Here is a 21,745-nt window from a genome sequence, read left to right as displayed (position 1 = left end):
CGTCTTTGAATACAGATCCAGTGCTCATCGATACTTATGAAGATCTAACCTCACGCCCAGCATTTCAACCGTCTCTAACCTTTCATCCAAACGGAAGCCGACGCTTTGGGACGGTTATTGCACCTTATCGTTTTCTTGAAAAAATTCATTGTGGCATTGCTTCGTGTCATAAAGCTCATTTAACTGGCTATCTCATTACGACAAGCGATGGGCTGGAAACAGCTATTGGTGGGTACTGCGGAAAAAACCACTTTGGTCTGACATTTACTCGTGAAAAACAGCGCATAGATCAAGCAGTGGCCCGTAGACGTCGAATCAATTCGATCAATGGGTTCTTAAATGAAATGTCGCTCCAATTGCCTGCAGCTGAGTTGCTAGCCAATGAGTATCAAACCCTTCAGGAACTCAAGATACGTCTTCAAGGAGCAATAGATGTTGATGTGTTTCATAAGCTAAAGCGGAGAGCAGAAGTCGGTAACACCCGAATCGAAGAACCTATACCGATGACGGCTGCTGAAGCAGAAGCATATTTTGAAACGAACCCACGCAAACCTGGTGATCCATGGCCAACGAAACTAGTTCACCTAGCGACGCTTGATGGTCTGTCCTTCCTAAAAGCCCGCCTCAAAGATATGCTTGTTACAAACTATATTCAGCCAATGCGTGAGCTGAGCAAAACCAGTATCTCCGATATCGAAGCCATGAGTAGGCACCACTTGCATGCAACTGCCAAATGGGTAGGTGAAGTTCGTCAGCACAGGGCTAGAGCTGAAGAAATTGTAGAGGCCGGGAAGCGTTTTTTTTCTCCAGATAACCTGGAAAAGCTTGTACACCTTGGAGCTAAGACAGGGCCTTTAGAGATGATGATTAAAGATCTTAGACCCTTATAGAAAAGAGCCGCATACAAGCCCTTGGCAGTTAACCCTCCTCTTGACTTTTGCTTCAGTCACTGTATGATTTGGATCAACAGCGCCAAATTCTCTCCTGGTCTAGCATCAGTGACAATTTGGCCTTTTTTTTGCTCGAAGAAAGTTGCGCTATGGAACAGCTATTAAAGCAAGCTAAGCCGTTCTTAGATTATGACGAGCAGGTCGATCAGCTGCGTGCCAGAGGCATGGTCATTGAAGACAGGCAGCGAGCCATACGGAAAGTCACTCAGGTAGGCTACTACCGTCTCTCTGGCTATTGGCACGGCGCACGATACTTTACACAAGATGGTCGCACTCGTGTGTATCGAGATGAGTTTCGTCCCGGAACCTCATTTGATGCTGTCTATGATTTCTATTTGTTTGATAAAAAGCTTCGTCTGGAACTGCTGGATGCTCTCGAACGAATAGAAGTGTACTTTAGAACAGTAACCGCGCATGAGCTGGGCCGTAGCAACTCTCTCTGCCACCTAGACAAGAAGAACTTTTCTCGAGATGCATTTTCATCTGCCGGCCAGACTGGAAAGGTACCTTCTTATGATGCTTGGCTTGTTAATCATGAGAAGCGGATCAAGGAAAGCCATGAAGATAGCATCGTCTCGCATCGAAATGCAGGAAAGCCAATACCGATTTGGGTAGCAGCTGAGGTCTGGGATTTTGGGAGTCTGTCCAAGTTTTACAGCATGTTAAACGGTAAGAACCAAGACCTGATTTGTAATCGGATTGGAATCACCGAGCGTAACGTACTTGAAAATTGGCTTATTAATTTGTACGTATTGCGTAATCGATGTGCTCATCATTCAAGAGTATGCAACAGAACGAATCCTCGGACATTGAAATTACCAAAAAAAGGTTACTTCAACTTAATTGGATTGAATAACACTGGTCTAGACAGGATATACGGACTAATTACCGTTATCTGGTTCTTATTGAAGCAGATAGCTCCAAGTTCAGATTGGATTCTACGAATAGCAAACCTCTTCGATCAAAAGCCAGATGTGCCTGGATTTGGATTTCTTGCAATGGGTATAGCGGGTAATGCCTTCCCTAGAGATCGGTTTGTAGAGACGCAGACTCCTGTTACTCCTCCAAAAGATTTTCGTACACTAGCCGCTGAGGCCAGAACTTCATCAATCAGATGCGTAGACTATCTCAGAAGCCATGTAACTGAGCCTGACTTTGCCGAAGAGGCTGGCAGGCTTACTGATTTCTGGCTGCAAGCTGCTGAAGATATTGAAACGCTCGTGAGCAATACTGATCGATAAATGTACATTTATCATTAATAGTATTCGAGTAAGTAAGCGCCATAATGGATCTTTAAAACAACAGGGAGCAAGCCCATAAATGGGTATGTATGATAGGGATTGGTATCGAGCTGAGCGTAAAGCTCAGAGAGCGGTTCAAGCACAACCCAAAGAGCCTATAGCACCGAAAGCTCAAAGAAGATCCGTGTCAGCAATGACTATCATAAGCGGCCTTACTATCATCTTGGTGGTTACAGTAATCATTGGCCTTCTTAAATAGCACAGGATGATTCAGCTCGGCCATTTCGATCAATGGATCAGCGATCCGAATCGTAGGTTGCAGTCCCCTCGCCTACCTCTATCCACTGCTCCTCGGGCATACCGGGTTTGCAGATTGACAGGCTGACCGACTGGCCATCGGCAGGCTCAGCCGGAAGGATTGCGGCATGTCGAAACGGGGTGTAATCCGGCGGACGCATGTAGGAGTTGGCACTTCGGTGAAACTCCCAGATGCCATGCTTGCCAGCATTGCCTACCGATTTTTCCAGTGTATAGGTCACACCACTTTGCAGACGGACAATGAGCATTGGCGCATTCCTGAAAAGAAAGAGTGTACCGAGTTAGGCCCCGTTCAGGGGGACTGATCAGCGTATTTGGTTATAGCAAAAGGCTTACACGACGACAGGAAAAGCGACTCTTTCTCCAGCAGCGGCAGATCACTAATCTATGCGCATTGGATGGAGCGCAGGACGCGCTTAGTCAGGTCAAGGATGATGACCAGGCCAGGATGGCAGCTTGATACGGATATTGAGTCAGGTCAGCAAAAACCCGCTTCGGCGGGTTTTTTGTGTGCGCTGGAAATGGCTCCTAAGTGCTGTACAAGCGGTGAGCTTTAGGGCGGGGAGGATGCCAATAGTGCATAAATCGCCTGAGCGAGGCTTGCCGGATCAGCCTCCTCAAATCTCCACACCTTGCCCTTTTTGTTACGCACCTCCGTTAAATAGCCCCAGCGTGGCATGCCATATTCGTCGGTGATTTCCCGAGGTCTGGAAACCCTGATCTCTCCTTCCGCACAAAGCAGCGTGTTGCCACGATCGAGGGCTATACGAATAGCCTCGGGACTCAGGTCATCGCAACGCACAGCCCGGCCATGCTCAAAGGTTGTCTCGTAGATATAGGCCAGATCACCAAAAGCATCAAAGAGGGGCGAGTGCCGAGCATCTCGCCCCGTCTTCCGGCAATGCCTTGCCAACCGCTCAAGTGCAACGACAGCGCTATACACCGCTGCACTGCAAGTCTTTCCAGCATCGGTATCAGGCTCCGAGCAAGGATGGATTGAAAGTAGGAGCCTGTGCTGTGCGCAGGCTATTGCAGCTGCCAGCAAGAGTTCGAAATACCCGTTACTGCTAGCCATAGGCGTGGCTTGAGCTATCACCTGAAACCTCCCAATGGACCTCACTAGAGTCAAATAAAAGGAATATTTTCCAGGGCACCCTCCAAAGCTTCCCGCGCTTCTGCAATTGCTTTCAGTGACGCGTCTTCAAGCTTATCGAGCGAGACGCCATTTAATCCTGACGCATACAGAAGTACCTCGGCATCCGAGGCCGACATTCCTTCAGCAACCCGATGCACCTCGCAGGCCACCTCGTATTCCCACTGCTCCGCAATATGAGAGGTACCGGCTCGCTTTTCGATGGCGTGATACAGGTCGAAGGCATCGATATAACGGCCCGCCTCATAGACCGGCACCTGTCCTGCCAGTACCCGCAGCCGTATCGAATCCAGCCCGCGAAGACGCGCCAGAAAGAAGGCGCTCCAGGTCTGAAGGTTCAAGTGGTACTGGGCCAGCCAGATCTGATCAGAAAGGTGTAATGCAGTAGCGGTTTGCATGGACGTGACCTCGCGCATCTCAAGGGGTGTATTACCAACGTCTCACGGGTTTTCAATGATGCAAGTGTTAGTGGTCAAAAAGAGCCACCAACAAAAAGCGGTAGCTCCAGGGCTACCGCTTAAAGGAGAGGGCGTTAAAGGGAGGGTTAGAACAGGCTCAGTCCGTTGGAGATGAACTGCATGGTGGCCGGCATGGCCGCGATGTGCGAGAGGGTGGAGCCCATGATCGATTCCACGACCGTAGGCGCGTTGTACAGACCCATGCCCATGGCAAGGCCCACGGCAAAGGTCATCAGCGACTGGCGAACAACGCCAACGCACGCACCGACCAGAATGATACCGATGGCAATGATCCGGCCCAGCGTTCCCTGCGTCCAGTCCACCAGCGTTTGCCACACATCCTCAAACTCGGCGCCGCCCGTACCGGCCATGGCCGCTTCCGGTACAACCATCATCGCCCCCATGGCCCCCATGACCGCAGCGGTGCTCAGTGCTTGTCCTGATACCTTGCTGCGTACCTGAGTGGCCTTGGCTTTCAATGCAGTTACAACGTCAACCAGCTGGAAGTTCTTGGTCATTGCAATCGCTCCGTACGTGTTGTTTCGTTCGAGATCCCCGGTTTTTGTTCAGTACCGTGACTGCTGGTACCGTTGGTGTTGCTACCGCTACTTACCGGCGAGAGTGCCTTGAGCCTCGGGGCGGCTGTCGGCGCCTCTTCGCCAATAACCCATCTACGCGGCTGAATCTCCGTGTAGATATATCCACTCACCACTAGATCACCGGTGTCGTCTTCCCAGGGTGCGAGCCAGACCCGCATCACCTGCGCGGGGGTTCGTACCGGAACCGGCTGATCCGGCAGACGCGGTGACACAAAGGTGCTCACCACGTCCTGCGGGTTCTCGCTGCGGCCGGAGAGTTTTTGCTCCCGGCTTTCTGCGTGCCCCTCATGTTTGCCTTCCCTGCCCTCCCCTGACGGGTCCATGGGCAAGGGCACATTTCCATCGTCGGTCGCGCTGTAGATATCGCGACTCGACTTGCACAACGCATCGCCCGGCATACCCGGACAGCTGTAGTCGTTCTCGCCTACCTGCATCCATGAGCAACCGCTCAGGACCGCTGTCATCACCGCAACTGGAACGAATCCTAACTTGATCATTTCGGTACCTATCCTCGTGGTTGGTACCCGCGCGGGCACCTAAATGCAGATTTCTTGTTAGCAAGTCTCTATTCGGGTTACTTCCCGATAAACGGTACTAGCGACGCTCACGTGGGTTACGCTTCTTGACCTGCGAGAACTTGAGCTCCGCCCCTTTGCTCAGTACCAGCTCGATCTGGCGTCCGGCATCCACCTCGATGACCGGAAAGATGTTTTCCGCCATGTCGATGTAGAACTGGGCAATACGCTCAAGCGCACTGGATGCGCCGCTGGCCGCCGCCCCTTGAACCATGTCGGGGGAATAGTTCTGCTGGTACTGCTTGGTCGAGCCAACGTTTCCGGTTTGCAGTACCGGGATGGGGCTGACGTTAAAGGCTTCGGCTGCGCCAGAGGCCAAACCGGCGAGCAGCGAGCGCGCCACGATCGAGCCCTGCTTGGAGACCAGACGGCCACGAATACCGGCCTTGCCATCCTCCCCGACTGCATAGGCATCCAGCGCCGCTTCCACCACCTGGCCGTCGTTGCGTACGCAGGAGATCCGCTCGCCGCGCAGGTAGGCGCGCTCGGACGACAGGTCGCCAAAGCCGCTGATAATGGCGTGACAGTCCCGGATGTCGGCCTTGAACCGGTTGGGCAGGATGGCGTCGTACTGCACCCGCACCATGGCCGGGAAGGGATCGCGCCGTGCGCCCTGTGACGTCGGGGCGTCCATGCCGTTGATCAGCGCGACCGTCACGATCGACGCAGGCGGCAGATATACCGATTCCTCATCGGCTGCCTTGGGCTTGGCTGCTTCGTCCTCCTTTTCCTGATAGGTCCGGATCTGCATGGGTTCGGGTGCCTTTTGCTGGCGCTCGCCACGACCGGTGCTGCGAATCTCCGGCCCCTGCCCATCCGGTCCGGTGGCTACAGCCGGATTGCGGCTAAAGGCTTCACGGACAGGATTAGGGTCGGCCTTGCTGCGCTCGGGTACATAGCGTTCGCGTGAAGCGGTCTTGCGTCCCTCCTGCGTACCTGCCTCACCCGGTGCCTGTGCAAAGTAGTTTGGGGCTGCCCCGCCAACGCCACTGCTGCGGATCTCGTCCACCTGTGACTGAAGCCCGCCTACCGCCGCCTTGATCTTTTCATCAATCAGGCCGGGGCGGTTGCTGGCTTCCATTTCGCGCGAGAGCACGTCCAGCTTGCGCGACAGGTCGTCCTTGTCCTTGTCAAACTTCTGCAGCTGCGCCACCAGCGAGTCGAGGGTGATGTCCTTGAGGTTCTGGTCGGTAAGGCCAGTCGTGACAGGCTTGTCCGGTACGGTGTTCTTGGGAGTGCGCTCGCCTTCCCCGGCAAAGATGGATATCACCACCCCCATGACGAGCACGCCTGCACCAACCATAACTATGCGTCGATATCTGGGATTCACGTTATCCCAGCGCGCTTTAACCGTAGTGAGCGTATTCATACTTACTGCCCTCCGGAAAGCAGCGATGGCCGTGGCGTGGTGCGCGTGCGATCCGGCGCATTACGCATGATCACGAACACTTCGGTGCGCTCCTGCGGGGTCAGGATGTTGCGTGGATAGGCCGCGACGGCCGCCACATCCCAGTTGCCACAGGCCGCTTCCTTGAATTCGACCGGCTGTGAGGAGGTGTTCTTGGCTACCCCGATAAAGACCTTGAGGTTATGCCCGAGCATCTGCTGGCCACGGGAGAAGTCGAAGGCCAGTCCATTCTGTACGCAGCGCGGCAGGTCATAAGTGTTGGTCCCCACCGGCTTCATGGAATAGCCACTAGGCGTCTGCCCCAGCGCCAGGTCGCGCATGACGTCCTTGATCGTGGCGACATAGGGCTGGCTGGTCTCCCACTTCTCGGCCTCTTCGCTGGCTTGAGGCAGGCGCATGCCGGAAAGACCCTGCTCCTCCAGCTCAAAGGAGACCTCGCGCGCCGGGATGGTTTGCGGAATCAGCGTAATGGACAGGGCAACGCCGGGATTGCCCTTGTCGTTGATAAACAGAGTCACCGGTGCCTCATCCGAGGAGGCCACATACACGATGTTGTTAAGAATCTCGGTCGTGGCACTGGAGGTGGTCTTGACCTCGGGTTTGCCAAAAGGCGTCACTATCCGGTTGAGCTGATAGCGGGCGATGGGCACCAGCACGTTTTCCCCGGACTTGAGCCGGATATGCGAGGCATGGTTCAGCTCCATGCTGGCGGGATTAGCACTGGTCTGGCCGCTACGCGCCTGCGACAGCGTGATGGGCCGCGGCACGCCTTCGGTCATTACGCTGCGGCTGACCGAGGGAATCTCGGGCGTTGTGCTTCGAACCGAGGACGGATGCACCGGCGCCTGTACGGAAATGGCCGGGCCGCCCCCCTCGGCGTGGTTGGCCGGAATAACCGGAATATCGATACCGGCTGCCTGCGTCGGCTGCATGCTGCCCAGGGCAAGGGCCAGCGCTGTCATGAAAGGGATGGGTTTCACAGGTGGCTCCTCTATTTACCGGCTTTGCTGGCGCGCTCAGCCGCACGCTCGGCGGCCTTGCCTTGCTTTTCCAGCACATCAAGCGTGTGGGGACGGTCGGCGTAGGTCGTCATGAACGTGACGACAGGCAGGTAGTTGTCGATCTTGATTCTGAACTCATAGGTACGGCGGTCACGGCGCGTCTCGCCGTTGGGGCTGATCACCGAACTGTTACCAAACACAAAGACCTTGCCGGACGCGCGCTCGAACACCACGTTGCGTGGCTCGAAGGTCATGCTGATGCGGTCCTTTCTGATGATCTCGGCCTGAGACTGGATCGCTTCCATGGCTTCCTGAAAGATTCGGGGCGACAGCAGCGGCTCAAGGCGCTCACGCACAAACTGCACATTACCCGGTGTGATGTTGCCCATCAGCAGCGAGAGAAACATGCCCCACGCCTCGTGATAGGACTGTCCGGCTTCGTCAGCCGTAACAAAGGCTTCCTGCTTGAGGGTATAGGGCTGAAGCACCACAACCGGCCTCTTGAACACCAGCATGCCCAGTGTTAGCGCCAGACAAGCCACCAGACCCACAATGGCGTAGCGGGAGTACTTGTTTTCCAGCAATGCCCAGTTCCACTTGCTCAGCATGGCGTTCATCTTCACGGCAGTACCCTCTGAATAAAGGGATTGAGCAGCGTTTTCGAACGGGCCGGGATCGCACCAAACCAGTAGGCGATATGGACAAGGTAGCCATCGGCATGACCGTCCTTGTACTTCTGGTAGAGAAACGTCACGGCATAACCGATAGCACCGCACAGGAGCGCCTTGCCGATGGCCATGCCAAAGAGCAGGCCAACGCCCAGAGGCACCAGCTCATCAAGACTCCAGATCAGAACATGCAGCGGATCGTCACAGCGCGTAGGGATGTTTATGGCTTTCACAGTAGAGCCCTCAGTCTGTTACCAGGTCAGGGCTTATTGTGAAGTAAGAGGTAGACGGGCTATGGTCGTGGTTGATACCCGCGCGGGTATCAACCACGAGGTTTGGGTATAAATAATTCTAAAATTTTTAGGCGCGGCTCTGAAAAAATACTCTTTCACGTATTGGAGGATGATGCTCGTACATCTTCAAATCTGCTTTTGCAGGTTGCCGACAAACACGCCCATCATCACGCACACAAACATCATGACAATCGGCAGGATGGCCGGGTTGATGGCAATGGGACTGATAAAGGCAATCAGTACCGCCTGAGCGGCAACCGAGGCACTGAGCATGCCGTAGCGGTTCCAGACGGGAGAGGCGTAATCGTAGTTGGTCTGCTTGACCCTGCGCCGCATGAGTCCATCCCAGATGGCCGGGATCAGCAGCAGCGCCATATAAGGTAGCCAGATCGACAACAGCGCCAGCCGCGCGCAGATCTGGTAGACCATGTGCATCAGCGCATCGAGCCGGTCTTCCATCCATGAGAAGAGAAAATCGCCCATGCGCTCCATGCCCCGACTGCGAGCGGCTTCCTCTTCACTGGGTATCATCAGGCGATGCAGCGCCGGATAGACGCCGGTTTCAAACACGGCGCCCTTGTACCAGTTCATGGCCTTGGTGTTGACGTAGGCCTGCGATTCCTCGCCCAGGTGACTGCGCACCATGGCCGACTCCTCCCGAATCACCCGCTCGGTCCAGTCGCCCGGAATAAAGACCGTAACCAGCAACAACTCAATAGCGACGAGGAAGAGTGTCAGCCACAATGGCGTCTTCATATTTGGTACCCGTCAGTATGTCGAGATAGCGATCATGCAGGAGGCTGATCAAAAGACGCCGTGCCTCGGTGATTTCAGCTTGCGTAAGCGGCGTGGCAGTCAGCGGGTCATCGGCATTAAGCACTTCACAGGCAGTCCTGTCAGAAAGCAGGTTCCACGAATGACCGGACCTGTCCGAAAGGGTCACGCTCAGGAGTTTTACGGTAGTGGATATGATCGTATTGACGATGACTGCGAGCCGATAATAATTATTAAGTTTGCCATCGCCGTTTACATTAAGTACGGCGGCGGTATATTCGGTCATGGTTTTATCTACAACCGACCAGATGACCGGGCGGTTCTGGTGCAGGATTCCCTCGCCAATGTGGTTATAGACATTTTCCATGTAGGCGTTGATGCGTGCCCAGTCAATATCAAGTATTTCCCAGTAATGAATATGCTTATTCAGTGAAGTAATGGCCCTGAATCTTCGATTGAATCCCAGTGGCTTGATTATAAGATTTACTTCCGGGTTTAAGGTGTAGTAGTTGGAATTATTCATAAGTCCGTCCAGGGCTGCCACTCATATGAGATCGGGATACTTCCCTTGATAACGATTTGGCTTGTTTAATAGAGAATCGGAAGAGCATTAGCCACGATGGGTTCTTCATATCGCGTATCCGTCAGGATTCCGCGATAGCGCTCATGCAGAAGGTTTAACAGCCGGCGCCTGGCCTCAGTTATCTGGCTGGCAGACAAGGGCGTGGCAGAGAGCCTCTGGTCGGGCTCAAGAACTTCACAGGCGGTTTTTTCAGAGAAAAGATTCCATGCGTTTCCTGATGTATCACTTATAGTGACATCAAGAAGTTTGACCGTGCTGGATATAATGTTATTGATAATAGTTGCGAATCGGTAGAAGTCATTCAACTTGCCATCGCCATTGACGTTCTGAACAGCAGCGGCATATTCAGCCATGGCCTTGTCAACCACAGACCAGATTATCGGGCGGTTCTGGTGCAGGATACCTTCACCAATAGTGTGATAGATATCTTCCATATAATCTTTTGCACAAGGCCAGTCTATTTCCAGAATATTCCAGTAATGGTGGTGTTTCTCAAGCGAGCGTATTGCCCTGAATCTGCGGTTGAATCCGTGCTGCTGAACGATCAGGTTTACTTCAGGATTTAAAGTGTAGTAACTGAAATTATTCATGTCTTTGTCCAGGGCTCAACTAATGTAAGATCGGGATTCTTCCCTTGATTACTTTTCCGCCAGATAACTTCGCAAAATATTCCAGATTCGGTAGCATGGTTAAAAGTTGGTAATCAAGCAGAGGCACCAACTCCTCCATAAGTCGCTCACCCTGTCCACCGCCATGAAGCAGCGGGTCCTCTCCCCCGGAATTCATGTTTTGAGACCGTACTACATATTTGATACGGGTTTCGGGGATATCCTTTACAAACTGTTCCTGTGTTTCAGCATCTTTTAAGCGCAGGGCAATGGTATTGTTAACATTGCCCAGTACTTGTTGCGCCTTGTGCTCACTACCAAGTCGCGCACAGAAATCCGCATAAGTTTGGGTGGCCACATATAATGTCAATTTGGCTCCCCGGCCCTTGTTCAACAGCATGATAAAGGGCTCATTGATAACTTCGGCCGCCTCATCGACAAATACATTTACTGGACGGTTATCCACCCCAAAGTTATAGCGATCACCGGCAACAGCGGTCAGGTCCGAAAGTAGAATAGAACCAATGGCTGACGCAACCATGTTATCAGTAAGAGAATCCAGCCCAATATAGGTAATTGCGCCCTCATTTATTAATAAGGCGCTATCGGTTATAGGCCTGTCATCGGTAGGGTCTTCAGGGTCAGGCGAAAGAAGTGGGCCAAGATCGCCCGAGGTCAGCATGTTCAGGACGGGCAGGAGCGTTGCGACCATCTTGGAGAAGTGCGCGCTGTCATGCTCAAACATGTTGAGCAACCCTTCCAGTTCTGAACTGGCCCGCACCGGTTGAATGACCTGCTTATAAAACGCATTGGCCATCAGTGCCTTTTTGCGGATTGGCAGTGGCTCCAGCCATTTATCAAACAGGGCCACCATCATGGACTCCCAGTCCTCACCCAGTGCCTGCCGGGCATAGGCCGAGACGGTACTGATCACAAGGCTATCCACGCCGCCTTCAAGGTAGCGACGCAGCAGCTTGAGTGTGGGTCGCTTGTCAATGATGTACAGCCCCTGACAGACGTTGTTCAGTGCCTGCCAGCCAAAGCTCTTGAACGGGTCCGAGCCGGTTTCCGAAGGAATCAGGGCGGCGATGCGTGAGGCAATCTCGGTGACGCGGGTAAAGTTCTGCAGCGGGTTGATGCGCATGCATTCATCCGGAAAGGCCGGGTGAAAGCTGTAGAAAGGCCGTCCCACAAACGCCGCTGCGCGACGGGCATTCTCGCGCATCTCCTTGTCACCCTTCGGGTCAATGATCAGCACGGCCTCACCGCGCAGCGCTTTCTGGCTGATAACGAGGTCAAACAGACGGGTCTTGCCCGCACCGGTCGTGCCCTTGATCAGGACGTGCCCTTCGGTGTGAGGAATCGGCTGAGTGATCTGGATTTCACGCGGCTCAAGCCCATGAATCCATGGCGCACCCATCTGCATCTCATCCCTACCCTCAATGCCCTTGCTGGCGCGGGGGTTGACGATCTCGGACAGGTTGCGCTTGAGGATCTCGTATACCAGCTGGCAGTGTCGGTTCTCCCAGTAAAAGCCCTTGCCCAGCCATAACTGATCAGGATTTTTCCGGATGGCCTTGTTCAGCTGCTCAAGGGTGATGAATTCGAGTTTCTTGCCCTGCAGGTTGCGCTTGACGTAGTGCAGGCGGATCGCCGCCGGCAGGCGACTGATGGCCATGATCGAGCAGATGCTGCTCATCCAGTACACCGGCTCGGGCGGCATGTCGGTGACCTGATTGACCAGGTAGGCGACCGAAGACGCAGCGACCCAGCCCATGCAGGCCATGAATTCATAATTGGGCCGAAAGGGCATCTCATAACGATCATTCATGGCTGCCCTCCCGCTCAGGCGCCTTGGGTCTCACGTAAATGAAGTACCTGTCGACTTCCAGTTCATAGCGGGCCGTTTTTTTCCTGATGATGTAGCGCAGCGCCTTTTCCAGATCCTTGCGTCTGATGTTGGGGTAGTCGGCGCTGACCATATCCAGGCACGCTATACCGGCAGCAATCCCCTTTTTTGTCTTGCGAAGGGTGTCGGGTAGCCAGCGACCATAACCCCTCATGATCATCTCGAAGAGTTCTTCAAGGCACTGCTCAGGGCTAGCACTGTCAGAGAACTGCACATCCAGTTCTATATGCTCCTGCTCGTCTACGATTGACTCCTGCTCACCTTCGGCCTCATCCCACTCGGGCATAGGGTGACTCTCAATCTGAAAGGGTTGGCCATCAGGAGAATTGGCCGGTGCTTCAACCGTATGCAGGTATTTGATGGGTACAGGTCTTGGCTGCTCCAGAACGATGGGCATTGGTCGAGATGACTCGGTCAGGGCAGCGTTCACCGTCTCAATGTCTACAAACCGGTCCAGTCTCAGATCCGGCACCTTCATATTGAGCGGTTTGAAACCCTCTACCGAGCCAGGCAGGCGCGAATCGCTGTGCCTGATCTCCTCGGCCTTTGATCGCCGGTGCCGGGGCTTGCGTTGGGGAGGCGTTATGAGGGCGTGTTGGCCAGTGCTTTTTCTATCAGCCTGCCCTGACATAACCTGCTCGGTCGGACTGACATTAACCGGTTGCCTTGCCTGATCCACCGGCGCACCAAAAGGCAGGTCCATGACTTCAAAGCAGGCGTCGTCCTGATGCACCACGGGCACGACAGGCTTTAGTTCATCATCTACAAGGTCCAGCAGGCTCGGCATGGCTGGTTTAGCGTCGTCAGGTACGGCGGCCTCTGTCTGCTGAGCCTTGGTTTTCGCCTTGCTGGATGTCTTGTGGCTACCGCGCTTGGGCTTGCGGCCGGTATCAGGTTCGAGCAGCTGGAAACCATGCATTTGCTCGACGTCCCGCTCCTGCGCCTCAATGGCTTCCAGTTCCTGCTCATAGGCGTCCAGTGGAGGCCCGGCCAGTGTTTCAAAAAAATCAGCGCCCAGGTCCATGCCAATGGGGCTTTCCGATACAGGAGCGGGTTCTGGATTTGCCCCTGAACCGCTGATTGTCTCTGCCTCAAGGCTTTCGACTTTTGGCTGCGGTCCTCCTGTGACATGTTCAAGCAGCGCATCAAACTCGCTGGTCGCCTTGGGTGATACCGCTGATACGTCTTCCTGCGTAGATGATGTCTCTGCCTCTAACGGGCCAGTGGCAGCAACTCTCTCGCCTGCCTTTGCCTTTTTCTTCCGTCTGGCTGTTCCCTTGTCAGTTGTGTCAGTTGTCTCGGGTGAGGCGTTTTGCGCCACGTCCTTCTTCTGAGCAACTGCGTCGGACTGTGTAATGGCCTGCCCCTTTTCAGGCGCATCGGTCAGGACACCCTCTATCGGAGCCGGTAGCCCCATGGGGTAAAAGAGGCCGGTCTCCTGAATCTTGAGCAGTGCCAGTAGCGGTCCCTCGGTCTCTCCAAATTGAGGCCTGATCGCCCAGTAGCGGTAGGTGATGACGGGTTCGCCCGGGCGGGTTGGCTCGATCTCTCGTGCGGTTGCGACCCCACATTGAATCAGCATGTCTGCCTGAATAGCGATGTCCTTGGGAATGGCCTGAATACCGTCCTCGTTCAGGCGGTCCACCACATCACGTGACGCCGCCTTCCAGTTGATAAAGAGGCCTTCCCTGAACACATACACTATGCCGCCGGGTTCATTGATCTTCCAGCGCCCGGACTTGATCATCCGGCGAGTCCCTTCCACCAGGTAGCGCTCAACCGAGGGCATAAAGGCCTGAGAGCCATCCCCACCGCCGTTGAGCTTCAAGTCCAGTGTGACACTGGCCTGATCTGCCTTGAGCACCACATGGGCAATCTTGGACTGCACGGCGTAGCCACCAATGGCCTCGTCGATCTGGTCCAGCATTTCCATGGTGTTGTCAGGCGTTAGAAAGGTCCGCGTCTGTTTGGGAATCAGAAGACGCGCAATTCCCGGTCCATGAAAGGCATGGCGGTTATGCAGCCGATCCTCGCGCCACGACACAAAGTAGCGCTGGACCTTGTTGTCCCGCGCCCAGGGTACCAGCCGGTAACCGTACTCCTGAAGGGCAAAGTTCCAGAGCAGGCCCGTGTCGCTGGTGATCTTCATGTCGCACACGGGCTTGCCGACGTCATGCAGCAGACCCGCAAGGGCAGTTGCCACACGCCAGACCTTTTCCCGGTTACGCCGCTCACGAGGCGTGGCGTCCGCATCATAGATGACCGCCCCGCTCATGCGCGCTGCATGAAAGGCCACTTCAAGGCCGTGGCGCAACAGGCCGCCGCGTCCCTTGTGGTGGTGATCCTGCGAGGCCGGCAGCAGATGCACAAACTCGGCATAGCGCACCAGGACCGGATCGATAACCGTCCTGAACTCCTGCTCGGAGAGCCCCAGCGACTGCTTGAGGCGCGCTATCTGGGTGCGATGCCCCGCCAGCAGCCTGCGCGGCTCGACTATCTCGCAGCCTTCGGGGAAGGGTGGATAGCGCGTACCGGGATCGGCCTCAAAATCGGGCAGGTAGATGTTCTCGACAAAATACAGCGGGGCACTGGAGCCATCGGCTGGATTTCTCTTCTGCCTTCCTAAAAGACCACGCAAAAAACTGAACATGACGCGCTGCGACTCCAGTCAATCGATCCTGAAAGCTATCGTCGCAGATTTTTTTGCTACCAAACCTCGTGGTTGATACCCGCGCGGGTACCAACCACGAGGAATAGCCACATATTTTTGTTCGTAGACTGTTCCCACCCCACCACGGAGCAGTTCACATGAAGGCTTACCTCGCTACTGACGGCTGTGTTCACCTTGTTTTGAAGACGCAGGCCGAGATCGATGCACTCTGGTCCATTGCCAGTCACATCGGCGGAACGACCCAGACCCTGCGGGCAGTGTTTTGTGACGGCACAACGGCCGAGCCGGGCCTTCAGGACGCCCTGCTGCCCTTTGCCTCAAAGCATGAAACCGATACCCCCAACCTCCAGCCGGGCGATCCCAGCGCGGTGCTTGAAAACCGGTACGGCCAGTACCTGGACGGCACCCTGTTCTTTCGGCCGCTTGCGCGCCGCAGGGGCAGCTATGTCTAAGCTCATCCTCTCCCTTGCCCTGGCCACCACCCTGTCCGGCTGCATGGGCCTGCAAAGCAGGTTGCACCCACTGCCTGAGATACCGGACGAGCCCTCGCGCGAATGGGTAGAGATGAACCTGCCCGAGTTCAAGCGCATCGCTGAGCAATACCCGACCGAGGAGAACCGGGCCGCGCTTAACCGTCTGGAGATGTATGCGGCCTACTACAAGGAGCTGACCTTACGCGCCTCACGGGTGGACCGCTCGCTGTCACTGGCATGGATCAATACGGGCCGCGCCGGTGCCGCCATGCGCCAGCCCGCCTACGTCCACTCGCTGGGCGGTGACTTCAACACCGAGACCCGCAATGGCGCGGCGCTCGATCCACGGCGCGGCATCGTCTACGACCCCACCCGCGCCCGGACGCCCTCCGTACCCATGGTGCCGGTAGTACACACCCAGACCTTTGCTGCACGTCCAGACCGGGCGCGCGGCTACTCCATCTATGAGACCTCCCGCTGGGTGCGCTACTGCGACAACGGCAAGGGCATGGATGAAGCCGATTGGCAGTTTGTGACCGATGAAGGCCAGCAGCTGGGCATTCCAGACTACCTCACCGGACGGTGCCGCGCGCCCACCTATGACTACAACAGCTATCTGGCGGCATGGCGGGGCTTTTGTAGCCGATCAGACCTCTCGGCGCCGACCCGCGCCATCGTGAAAAACAGTGTGCGGCCCAAATCCATTGGCGGCTGCGCGGCCCTGAACATCCACTGATCCTGACGGAGCCGGACCATGACAACACCTACTGATGAAACAGTACTTCCCGAGATCAAGGCAGAGCGCGAACCTGAACAGGAGAAGAAACAAAAGTCGCCGAAAAGGATGATGCTTCTGGCCGTGGCCATCCTCTGCGGACTGGGCATCTCCTATGTAGCCACCCACAAGGGCAAGCCGGAACATTCGATCCCACAGACGCTCGTCAGCAGTGATGTGCCGATGTCACAGGCCAGCGATCCGGCATTAAAGAGAGATGCGGCTCAGCTGGATACCGCAGCGCCTGAATCAAGCAGTGAGGCAGCCGATGTCGGGACCTCTCATACCTCCCTCGCTATCGACCCGGACGCCGACTTTGAAGAGGATGAATTCTCAGGCGAGCCTCCACCCCAGCCCATCCAGGCGCCTGAGCACAAGATTACCCGCGAGGGTGTAGAGACGGTTCCGCCTACCACGAAGCCTGTTGAAGAGGAGATGACCGCTGACGAATCGCCTGAAACCACTCCAACCCCTGCCTCAGAGGATAAGACGACTCCAGTTGCAAGTAGCGCTACGGCCCCAGCCAGCGCCAACCCGACCCCAACAGGTCAGGATGAGGTATCCCCGTCCGAAAAAGACCTCGCAAGCTTTGGCTACAGCATCAAGCCCAGTCAGGTAGGCACACCTCCCGAAGCTGCGGATGCACACCAGAAGCGACTGGCAGCGCTGGCGCAGACCCCGGCCTACCAGAACATGGTTACAGCGGTGGGCATACGGGTGGGCCAGAACTGGAAAGCACCCGAGGACTACGAAAAGCATGGTGCACAGGTCCGGGTAAAAGTAGGAGCGGACGGCGTTCTGACCGGGTTCGAAGTGATCCGCTCTTCCCATAACGACGCCTACAACAAATCCGTCATCAGCGCTGCCGTCGAGGCCTCGCCCTTTATCGAGATCAAGACCCTGCCCGCAGCCGATCGGGATGTCGTCACCGAGTTCACCCTGAACTTTGGTCGCAGGATTTCGGATGCCGAGCACAACGCCGCCAATGCCCCTGCGCCCACTGCTCAGGCAGAAGAGTTCGAACAGGCTGAACAGGCTTCCGAGTTTGATAGCGATGCCACTCACGGGCCTCTGGCCGCTGCACCCATGGCCGCGCGCCAGGTACAGGACCCGCTCAAGGCCATGTTTGAAACCAGCCATGCGATGACCGGAGGCCAGTGATGGACGCCGTGCAGGTAGATGAAGATTCCTATAGAGACCTTCTGGTCATGCTATCCGAAGCCGCCAACGCGCAGAGCCCACTGGATGCGGTATGCCTGATTACGGTCATGCTGCAGGACATCCAGCAGAACCACCGCCTCCCACAGCTGGAAACGGTGGTCAGGGACTGGAAGCTGCTCTATGCCCTGCACAAGGAACGGCCTCAACCCAGGGAGAAGCGCTCATGATTCCTCAGCTGGTGGCGCTGGGCGTTATTGTGGCGCTGCTCTACTCAACCAATGTGCTGTTTTTCAACAAGGACGATATTCCCGAGGGGAACGCACCCGAGTCCAGCCAGCAAAGCCCGGGCGGACGAGACATTGCCCAGGCCTTCAACCTGGTCAATCAGGAGCTGCTGGGCAAGCTCAAGGATGGCAGCGGCACCCATGTCACGGATTTTACCGGCCCGGAAAAGGAAGAGGCCGAGGAGAAGCGCCGCAACGCCGATGTCGAGGAAGTACGCTCCGTCGCCGCCGAGATTGCTGAGGAAATCGGGCTTAACTGGCGCATCAGCGACGAGCTGTATGCCCAGAACTACGCCATCGTGGCCATTACCTTAAAGGACAGCGGCAAGGTCGCGGCGGTCGAGACGCTCTACTCCACCGAAAACCGTTTCTTTGATAACAGCCTGCGTCGTGCCATCCGCAAGGGCGAACCCTATCGCCAGTTCAAGGACATGACGACGCGCCAGCGCGAGCAGCTCACCGAGATCGTGCTGCACTTTGGCGCAGGCAAGCCTCCCACCGAACGCCAACTGGCCTCGATCAGACGATCAAGGGGTGATTTATGAGTGTGGACGTATATCTGGCCGAAAAGCCCAGCCAAGGCCGCGCGCTGGCTGCGGTACTGGGCTGTGACAGGACCGGCAAGGGCTGCATGCACAATGGCAAAGGTACCTTTGTCACCTGGTGCATTGGTCATCTCCTTCAGGCGCTCAAGCCTGACGAGTATTCCGAGGACTGGAAGGGCTGGAAGCTGGATCACCTGCCCATGGTACCCGGCGAGTGGAAGCATCAACCCAATAACAAGACCCGTGACCAGCTAAAGGTTGTCTCTGAACTGTTAAGGAAGGCGGGAAAGGTCTATATCTCCACCGACTTTGACCGTGAAGGCGAAGCCATTGCCCGCAACGTCATCCGTTATGCCGGTTATCAGGGTCCGCTGTACAGGGTGTGCATCAAGGCCCTGAACCCCAAGGGACTGCGCAAGGCGCTGGACGCCATTGTGCCGGGCAAGGACACCATCAATCTCTACCATTCCGCCGTGTGCCGTGAACGCTCCGACTGGCTGGTTGGCATGAACGGGACACGCCTGTTTACCCTCATTGCCCGTGGCGCAGGCTTTCAGGAAACCCTGCATGTGGGCCGCGTGGTCTGTCCCATGATCAATCTGGTCGTGACCCGTAATCAGGCCATCGCCAACTTTGTTCCCAGGGACTACTGGGACCTGTGGGCCGATGTCGCCGTACAGCGAGGCCAGTTCCGGGCGAAGTGGGTACCGCCAGAAGAATGCACGGACGAGGCCGGACGCTGCATCAACAAGACGCTGGCCGAGCAGGTCTCTGCGCAGCTGACCGGCACCGGTGGGGTTATTGAAAAGGCGGAGACGACGCCCTCCAAAGAAAGTGGGCCCCTACCCTTCCACCTGAACAGCCTTCAGCAGTACGGCAACGTGCGCTTTGGCTACACCGCTGATGAGGTACTTGCCGCTGCTCAGTCCTTGTACGAGAACCATCAGGCCATCTCCTACCCGCGTACCGAATGCCGTTACCTGCCGGAAAACATGCACGCCGAAGCGCCGGAGGTCATGCAGGCATTGATGCTCAGCGACCAGAGCATTTCCGGTTTGATTGCTGGCGCTGACCTCAAGCGCAAGGGCCGATGCTTTAACGACAAGCAGCTCGAAGGCAAGAGCCATGAGGCGATCATTCCGACTGCTGAAAAGATAAACCTTGGCGCCTTGAGTGAAATCGAGCGCAACCTCTACGACGCCATCCGCCGCTTCTACATCGCCCAGTTCTACGAACACCATGAATTCAACCGCACGGTGATCCATGTCAGGGCTGGTAAACATGAGTTCATTGCTAAAGGAAGGCAACCCACGAAACAGGGCTGGAAGATCCTGTTTCCGGACACCGAAACCTTTAGCGAAGCCGATAGCAATGAAGAGGATGACTCGGAGGAGCAGAGCAGCGCGCTTCCCCCAGTCAACCAGGGCGAGCCGGCCATCATCAGCGGGCCGGAAGTCACCGGCAAGCACACCCGTCATCCGCCCTACTTCACCGAGGCCACTCTGCTGTCGGCCATGGAGCACATCAGCCGCTACGTCACCGAAGAACAGTTCCGCCGCATCCTCAAGGAGACCTCGGGTCTGGGTACACCGGCTACGCGTGCCAGCATTATCAAGACGGCGGTAGATCGCGGCTACCTGATCCGCAAGAAGCGTCAGCTGCATGCCAGCGACAAGGCGGTAGCGCTGATGAAGGCCCTGCCGCCTGCACTCAAGTCACCCGGGCTTACCGCCGCGTGGGAACAGGAGCTGGAGCGGGTTGCTCGCGGTGAAGTCAGTCAGGATGAGTTCATGCGCAAGATTACTGATTGGGTCTCGCGCATTGTTCACGGTTTTAAAGCCAGCCTTGCGGCCACTGAGGGACAGGGCAGCACGCAGGCGGCAGCGCTCAAGCAGACCTTTAGCGAGGCCCGCGGCACGCTCCATAAGTGCTTCGCCTGCGGTGCGGAGCTGCACCGGGTAAAGGGCCAGAAGGGCTTTTTCTGGGGCTGTACCAACCGCGATACCTGCAACAAGACCTTTCCCGACCAGAAGGGCCTGCCGCAAAAAACCATCAGTGATGAAGACCGCCCGCTGTGCGGCGACTGCGGTCGCCCGATGACCCTTCGCATGGGCAGGAAAGGGGATACCAAACGCGCCAGCCGGTTCTGGGGCTGTTCAGGCTATCCCGAATGCCGCGCCATTGCGCCCTATACCAAACCCAAAAAAGATCCACTGGAGGCATGACGATGAGTTGGTTTAAACGCAACCGAAGTAGTGATGTACCGCCCTATTCCCCGGATGACTCCATCGAGGTCCTGCAGGAGCGCCAGCGCCTCATGCAGATCCACACCTTTGACAAGTGGGTGTCGGGTACCGTCAAGCAGAGCCGCGCCCGGCACCGCTGGACCCTGATCTTCAAGGGCATGCTGCTGCTGATCGTCCTGCTCAGCGCCTTTAACACCTGGTACTTCCTGCGCCTGTTTGATGAGGCCTCGGAAGTCAACGAAGGGGCCAGCCATGTCGGCGTGGTGGATGTGATGGGACCGATCGATGCCCAGCAACCGGCCAATGCCGATCGCATCAACAAGGGCCTGCGCCAGGCCATGGAAGACCCCAATACCGTGGCGGTGGCCATCCGCATCAACAGCCCCGGTGGCAGTCCGGTCCAGTCCAAGCGGGTCTATGACGAGATCCGTTATGAAAGCCAGCGCCATCCGGAAAAGCCCATCTTTGCCGTGATCGAGGACATTGGTGCAAGCGGTGCGTACTACATCGCCTCGGCTACCAGGGAGATCTATGCCTCGCCTACTGCCATTGTCGGCTCGATTGGCGTGATCAGTACCGGCTTTGGCTTTGACAAGACCATCAAGCTCTTTGATGTCGAGCGCCGCGTCTATACCGCCGGCACCAGCAAGTCGATGCTGGACCCCTTCTCGCCAGCCAGGGATGAGCAGGTCCAGTACTGGAAGACCGTGCTGGGCGCGACTCACCAGAAATTCATTGCAGACGTAAAGCAGGGCCGTGGAGATCGTCTCAAGCCTACCGAAGGCATGTTTGAGGGACTGGTCTGGGAAGCCGGTACGGCCAAAACCATCGGCATCATTGATGACCAGATGACCCTTGAGCAGCTGGTGCGCCAGCTGGTACCGGACGATGACGGCAAGCTCAAGATGAAGAACTACACCCCGCGTCTGAGTCCGTTTGCCGACTTCAAGAAGGGGATCTCGCTGAGTTTTCAGGAAGCGCTGGGGCTAGGTACGTCTGAAGGCTACAGCTCACCTGTAAGAGCCATGCTTCCCTAAGCAATAAGCCCCTGT

Annotated in this window: 23 protein-coding genes; 9 read left to right on the top strand and 14 right to left on the bottom strand. The window is 56.1% G+C overall.

What is annotated here, in order from left to right; all coding sequences use genetic code 11:
• Positions 1-5: 5 nt before the first annotated feature.
• On the top strand, positions 6-890 hold the full coding sequence (locus GM154_RS22965) for a hypothetical protein (protein WP_125890183.1): 885 nt from the start codon (positions 6-8) through the stop codon (positions 888-890).
• 149 nt (positions 891-1,039) lie between these two features.
• Positions 1,040-2,191, top strand: coding sequence for an Abi family protein (locus GM154_RS22960; protein WP_125890182.1), 1,152 nt, complete (start codon positions 1,040-1,042; stop codon positions 2,189-2,191).
• Positions 2,192-2,487: 296 nt separating this feature from the next.
• On the opposite strand, the gene GM154_RS22955 is transcribed toward GM154_RS22960, so the two are convergent.
• From GM154_RS22955 to mobH, 14 genes are all read right to left on the bottom strand, one after another.
• The gene (locus GM154_RS22955) at positions 2,488-2,757 is read right to left on the bottom strand and encodes a hypothetical protein (protein ID WP_125890181.1); all 270 of its coding nucleotides are present in this window, start codon (positions 2,755-2,757) and stop codon (positions 2,488-2,490) included.
• Positions 2,758-3,062: 305 nt separating this feature from the next.
• Entirely contained in the window at positions 3,063-3,584 is a 522-nt protein-coding gene (locus GM154_RS22950) for a hypothetical protein (protein ID WP_125890180.1), read from the bottom strand.
• Between the two features lie 50 nt (positions 3,585-3,634).
• Complete coding sequence (locus tag GM154_RS22945) at positions 3,635-4,060, bottom strand: hypothetical protein (protein ID WP_258020000.1); 426 nt, start codon at positions 4,058-4,060, stop codon at positions 3,635-3,637.
• Between the two features lie 146 nt (positions 4,061-4,206).
• Positions 4,207-4,638, bottom strand: coding sequence for a TraA family conjugative transfer protein (gene traA, locus GM154_RS22940; RefSeq protein WP_219653490.1), 432 nt, complete (start codon positions 4,636-4,638; stop codon positions 4,207-4,209).
• Positions 4,635-5,216, bottom strand: coding sequence for a type IV conjugative transfer system lipoprotein TraV (traV, locus tag GM154_RS22935; RefSeq protein WP_219653489.1), 582 nt, complete (start codon positions 5,214-5,216; stop codon positions 4,635-4,637). Before traV ends, traA begins: the two co-directional genes overlap by 4 nt.
• Positions 5,217-5,313: 97 nt before the next feature.
• A complete protein-coding gene (locus tag GM154_RS22930; protein ID WP_219653488.1) occupies positions 5,314-6,663 on the bottom strand; it encodes a TrbI/VirB10 family protein in 1,350 nt (449 codons plus the stop codon).
• A 2-nt stretch (positions 6,664-6,665) separates the two neighbouring features.
• On the bottom strand, positions 6,666-7,682 hold the full coding sequence (locus GM154_RS22925; RefSeq protein ID WP_219653487.1) for a type-F conjugative transfer system secretin TraK: 1,017 nt from the start codon (positions 7,680-7,682) through the stop codon (positions 6,666-6,668).
• An 11-nt stretch (positions 7,683-7,693) separates the two neighbouring features.
• On the bottom strand, positions 7,694-8,320 hold the full coding sequence (locus tag GM154_RS22920) for a type IV conjugative transfer system protein TraE (RefSeq protein WP_258020003.1): 627 nt from the start codon (positions 8,318-8,320) through the stop codon (positions 7,694-7,696).
• Between the two features lie 2 nt (positions 8,321-8,322).
• Positions 8,323-8,604 carry a type IV conjugative transfer system protein TraL gene (traL, locus tag GM154_RS22915; protein WP_125890224.1) on the bottom strand — a complete coding sequence of 94 codons (282 nt, stop codon included), beginning with the start codon at positions 8,602-8,604 and terminating at the stop codon, positions 8,323-8,325.
• A 186-nt stretch (positions 8,605-8,790) separates the two neighbouring features.
• On the bottom strand, positions 8,791-9,420 hold the full coding sequence (locus tag GM154_RS22910) for a DUF4400 domain-containing protein (RefSeq protein WP_010799357.1): 630 nt from the start codon (positions 9,418-9,420) through the stop codon (positions 8,791-8,793).
• Positions 9,377-9,961 (bottom strand): hypothetical protein, encoded by a 585-nt coding sequence (locus GM154_RS22905; RefSeq protein ID WP_219653485.1) that lies wholly within the window; start codon positions 9,959-9,961, stop codon positions 9,377-9,379. The genes GM154_RS22910 and GM154_RS22905 overlap by 44 nt, the downstream gene beginning before the upstream one ends.
• A gap of 65 nt (positions 9,962-10,026) precedes the next feature.
• Positions 10,027-10,611, bottom strand: coding sequence for a hypothetical protein (locus tag GM154_RS22900; protein WP_019365470.1), 585 nt, complete (start codon positions 10,609-10,611; stop codon positions 10,027-10,029).
• A gap of 19 nt (positions 10,612-10,630) precedes the next feature.
• Positions 10,631-12,460 carry a conjugative transfer system coupling protein TraD gene (traD, locus tag GM154_RS22895; RefSeq protein WP_219653484.1) on the bottom strand — a complete coding sequence of 610 codons (1,830 nt, stop codon included), beginning with the start codon at positions 12,458-12,460 and terminating at the stop codon, positions 10,631-10,633.
• Complete coding sequence (mobH, locus tag GM154_RS22890; RefSeq protein ID WP_219653483.1) at positions 12,453-15,188, bottom strand: MobH family relaxase; 2,736 nt, start codon at positions 15,186-15,188, stop codon at positions 12,453-12,455. Before mobH ends, traD begins: the two co-directional genes overlap by 8 nt.
• 158 nt (positions 15,189-15,346) lie before the next feature.
• Here mobH and GM154_RS22885 point away from each other — a divergent pair, with 158 nt between their 5' ends.
• From GM154_RS22885 to GM154_RS22855, 7 genes are read left to right on the top strand one after another with little or no spacing between them, the layout of a single operon-like run.
• Positions 15,347-15,661: a hypothetical protein gene (locus GM154_RS22885; protein WP_219653482.1), complete on the top strand. Its 315-nt coding sequence runs from the start codon at positions 15,347-15,349 to the stop codon at positions 15,659-15,661.
• Positions 15,654-16,418 carry a hypothetical protein gene (locus GM154_RS22880; RefSeq protein ID WP_219653481.1) on the top strand — a complete coding sequence of 255 codons (765 nt, stop codon included), beginning with the start codon at positions 15,654-15,656 and terminating at the stop codon, positions 16,416-16,418. Before GM154_RS22885 ends, GM154_RS22880 begins: the two co-directional genes overlap by 8 nt.
• A gap of 18 nt (positions 16,419-16,436) precedes the next feature.
• The gene (locus GM154_RS22875; protein ID WP_219653480.1) at positions 16,437-17,618 is read left to right on the top strand and encodes a TonB C-terminal domain-containing protein; all 1,182 of its coding nucleotides are present in this window, start codon (positions 16,437-16,439) and stop codon (positions 17,616-17,618) included.
• Entirely contained in the window at positions 17,618-17,845 is a 228-nt protein-coding gene (locus GM154_RS22870) for a hypothetical protein (RefSeq protein WP_167517147.1), read from the top strand. The genes GM154_RS22875 and GM154_RS22870 overlap by 1 nt, the downstream gene beginning before the upstream one ends.
• The gene (locus GM154_RS22865; RefSeq protein WP_185755848.1) at positions 17,842-18,447 is read left to right on the top strand and encodes a TonB C-terminal domain-containing protein; all 606 of its coding nucleotides are present in this window, start codon (positions 17,842-17,844) and stop codon (positions 18,445-18,447) included. Before GM154_RS22870 ends, GM154_RS22865 begins: the two co-directional genes overlap by 4 nt.
• Positions 18,444-20,672: a DNA topoisomerase III gene (locus GM154_RS22860; protein ID WP_219653479.1), complete on the top strand. Its 2,229-nt coding sequence runs from the start codon at positions 18,444-18,446 to the stop codon at positions 20,670-20,672. Before GM154_RS22865 ends, GM154_RS22860 begins: the two co-directional genes overlap by 4 nt.
• A 2-nt stretch (positions 20,673-20,674) precedes the next feature.
• Entirely contained in the window at positions 20,675-21,730 is a 1,056-nt protein-coding gene (locus tag GM154_RS22855) for a S49 family peptidase (protein ID WP_219653478.1), read from the top strand.
• Positions 21,731-21,745: the final 15 nt, after the last annotated feature.

Source organism: Pseudomonas sp. MAG002Y (genome assembly GCF_019400845.1).
Classification (GTDB): domain Bacteria; phylum Pseudomonadota; class Gammaproteobacteria; order Pseudomonadales; family Pseudomonadaceae; genus Chryseomonas; species Chryseomonas luteola.
This window is presented reverse-complemented; position numbering and strand designations above follow the sequence as displayed.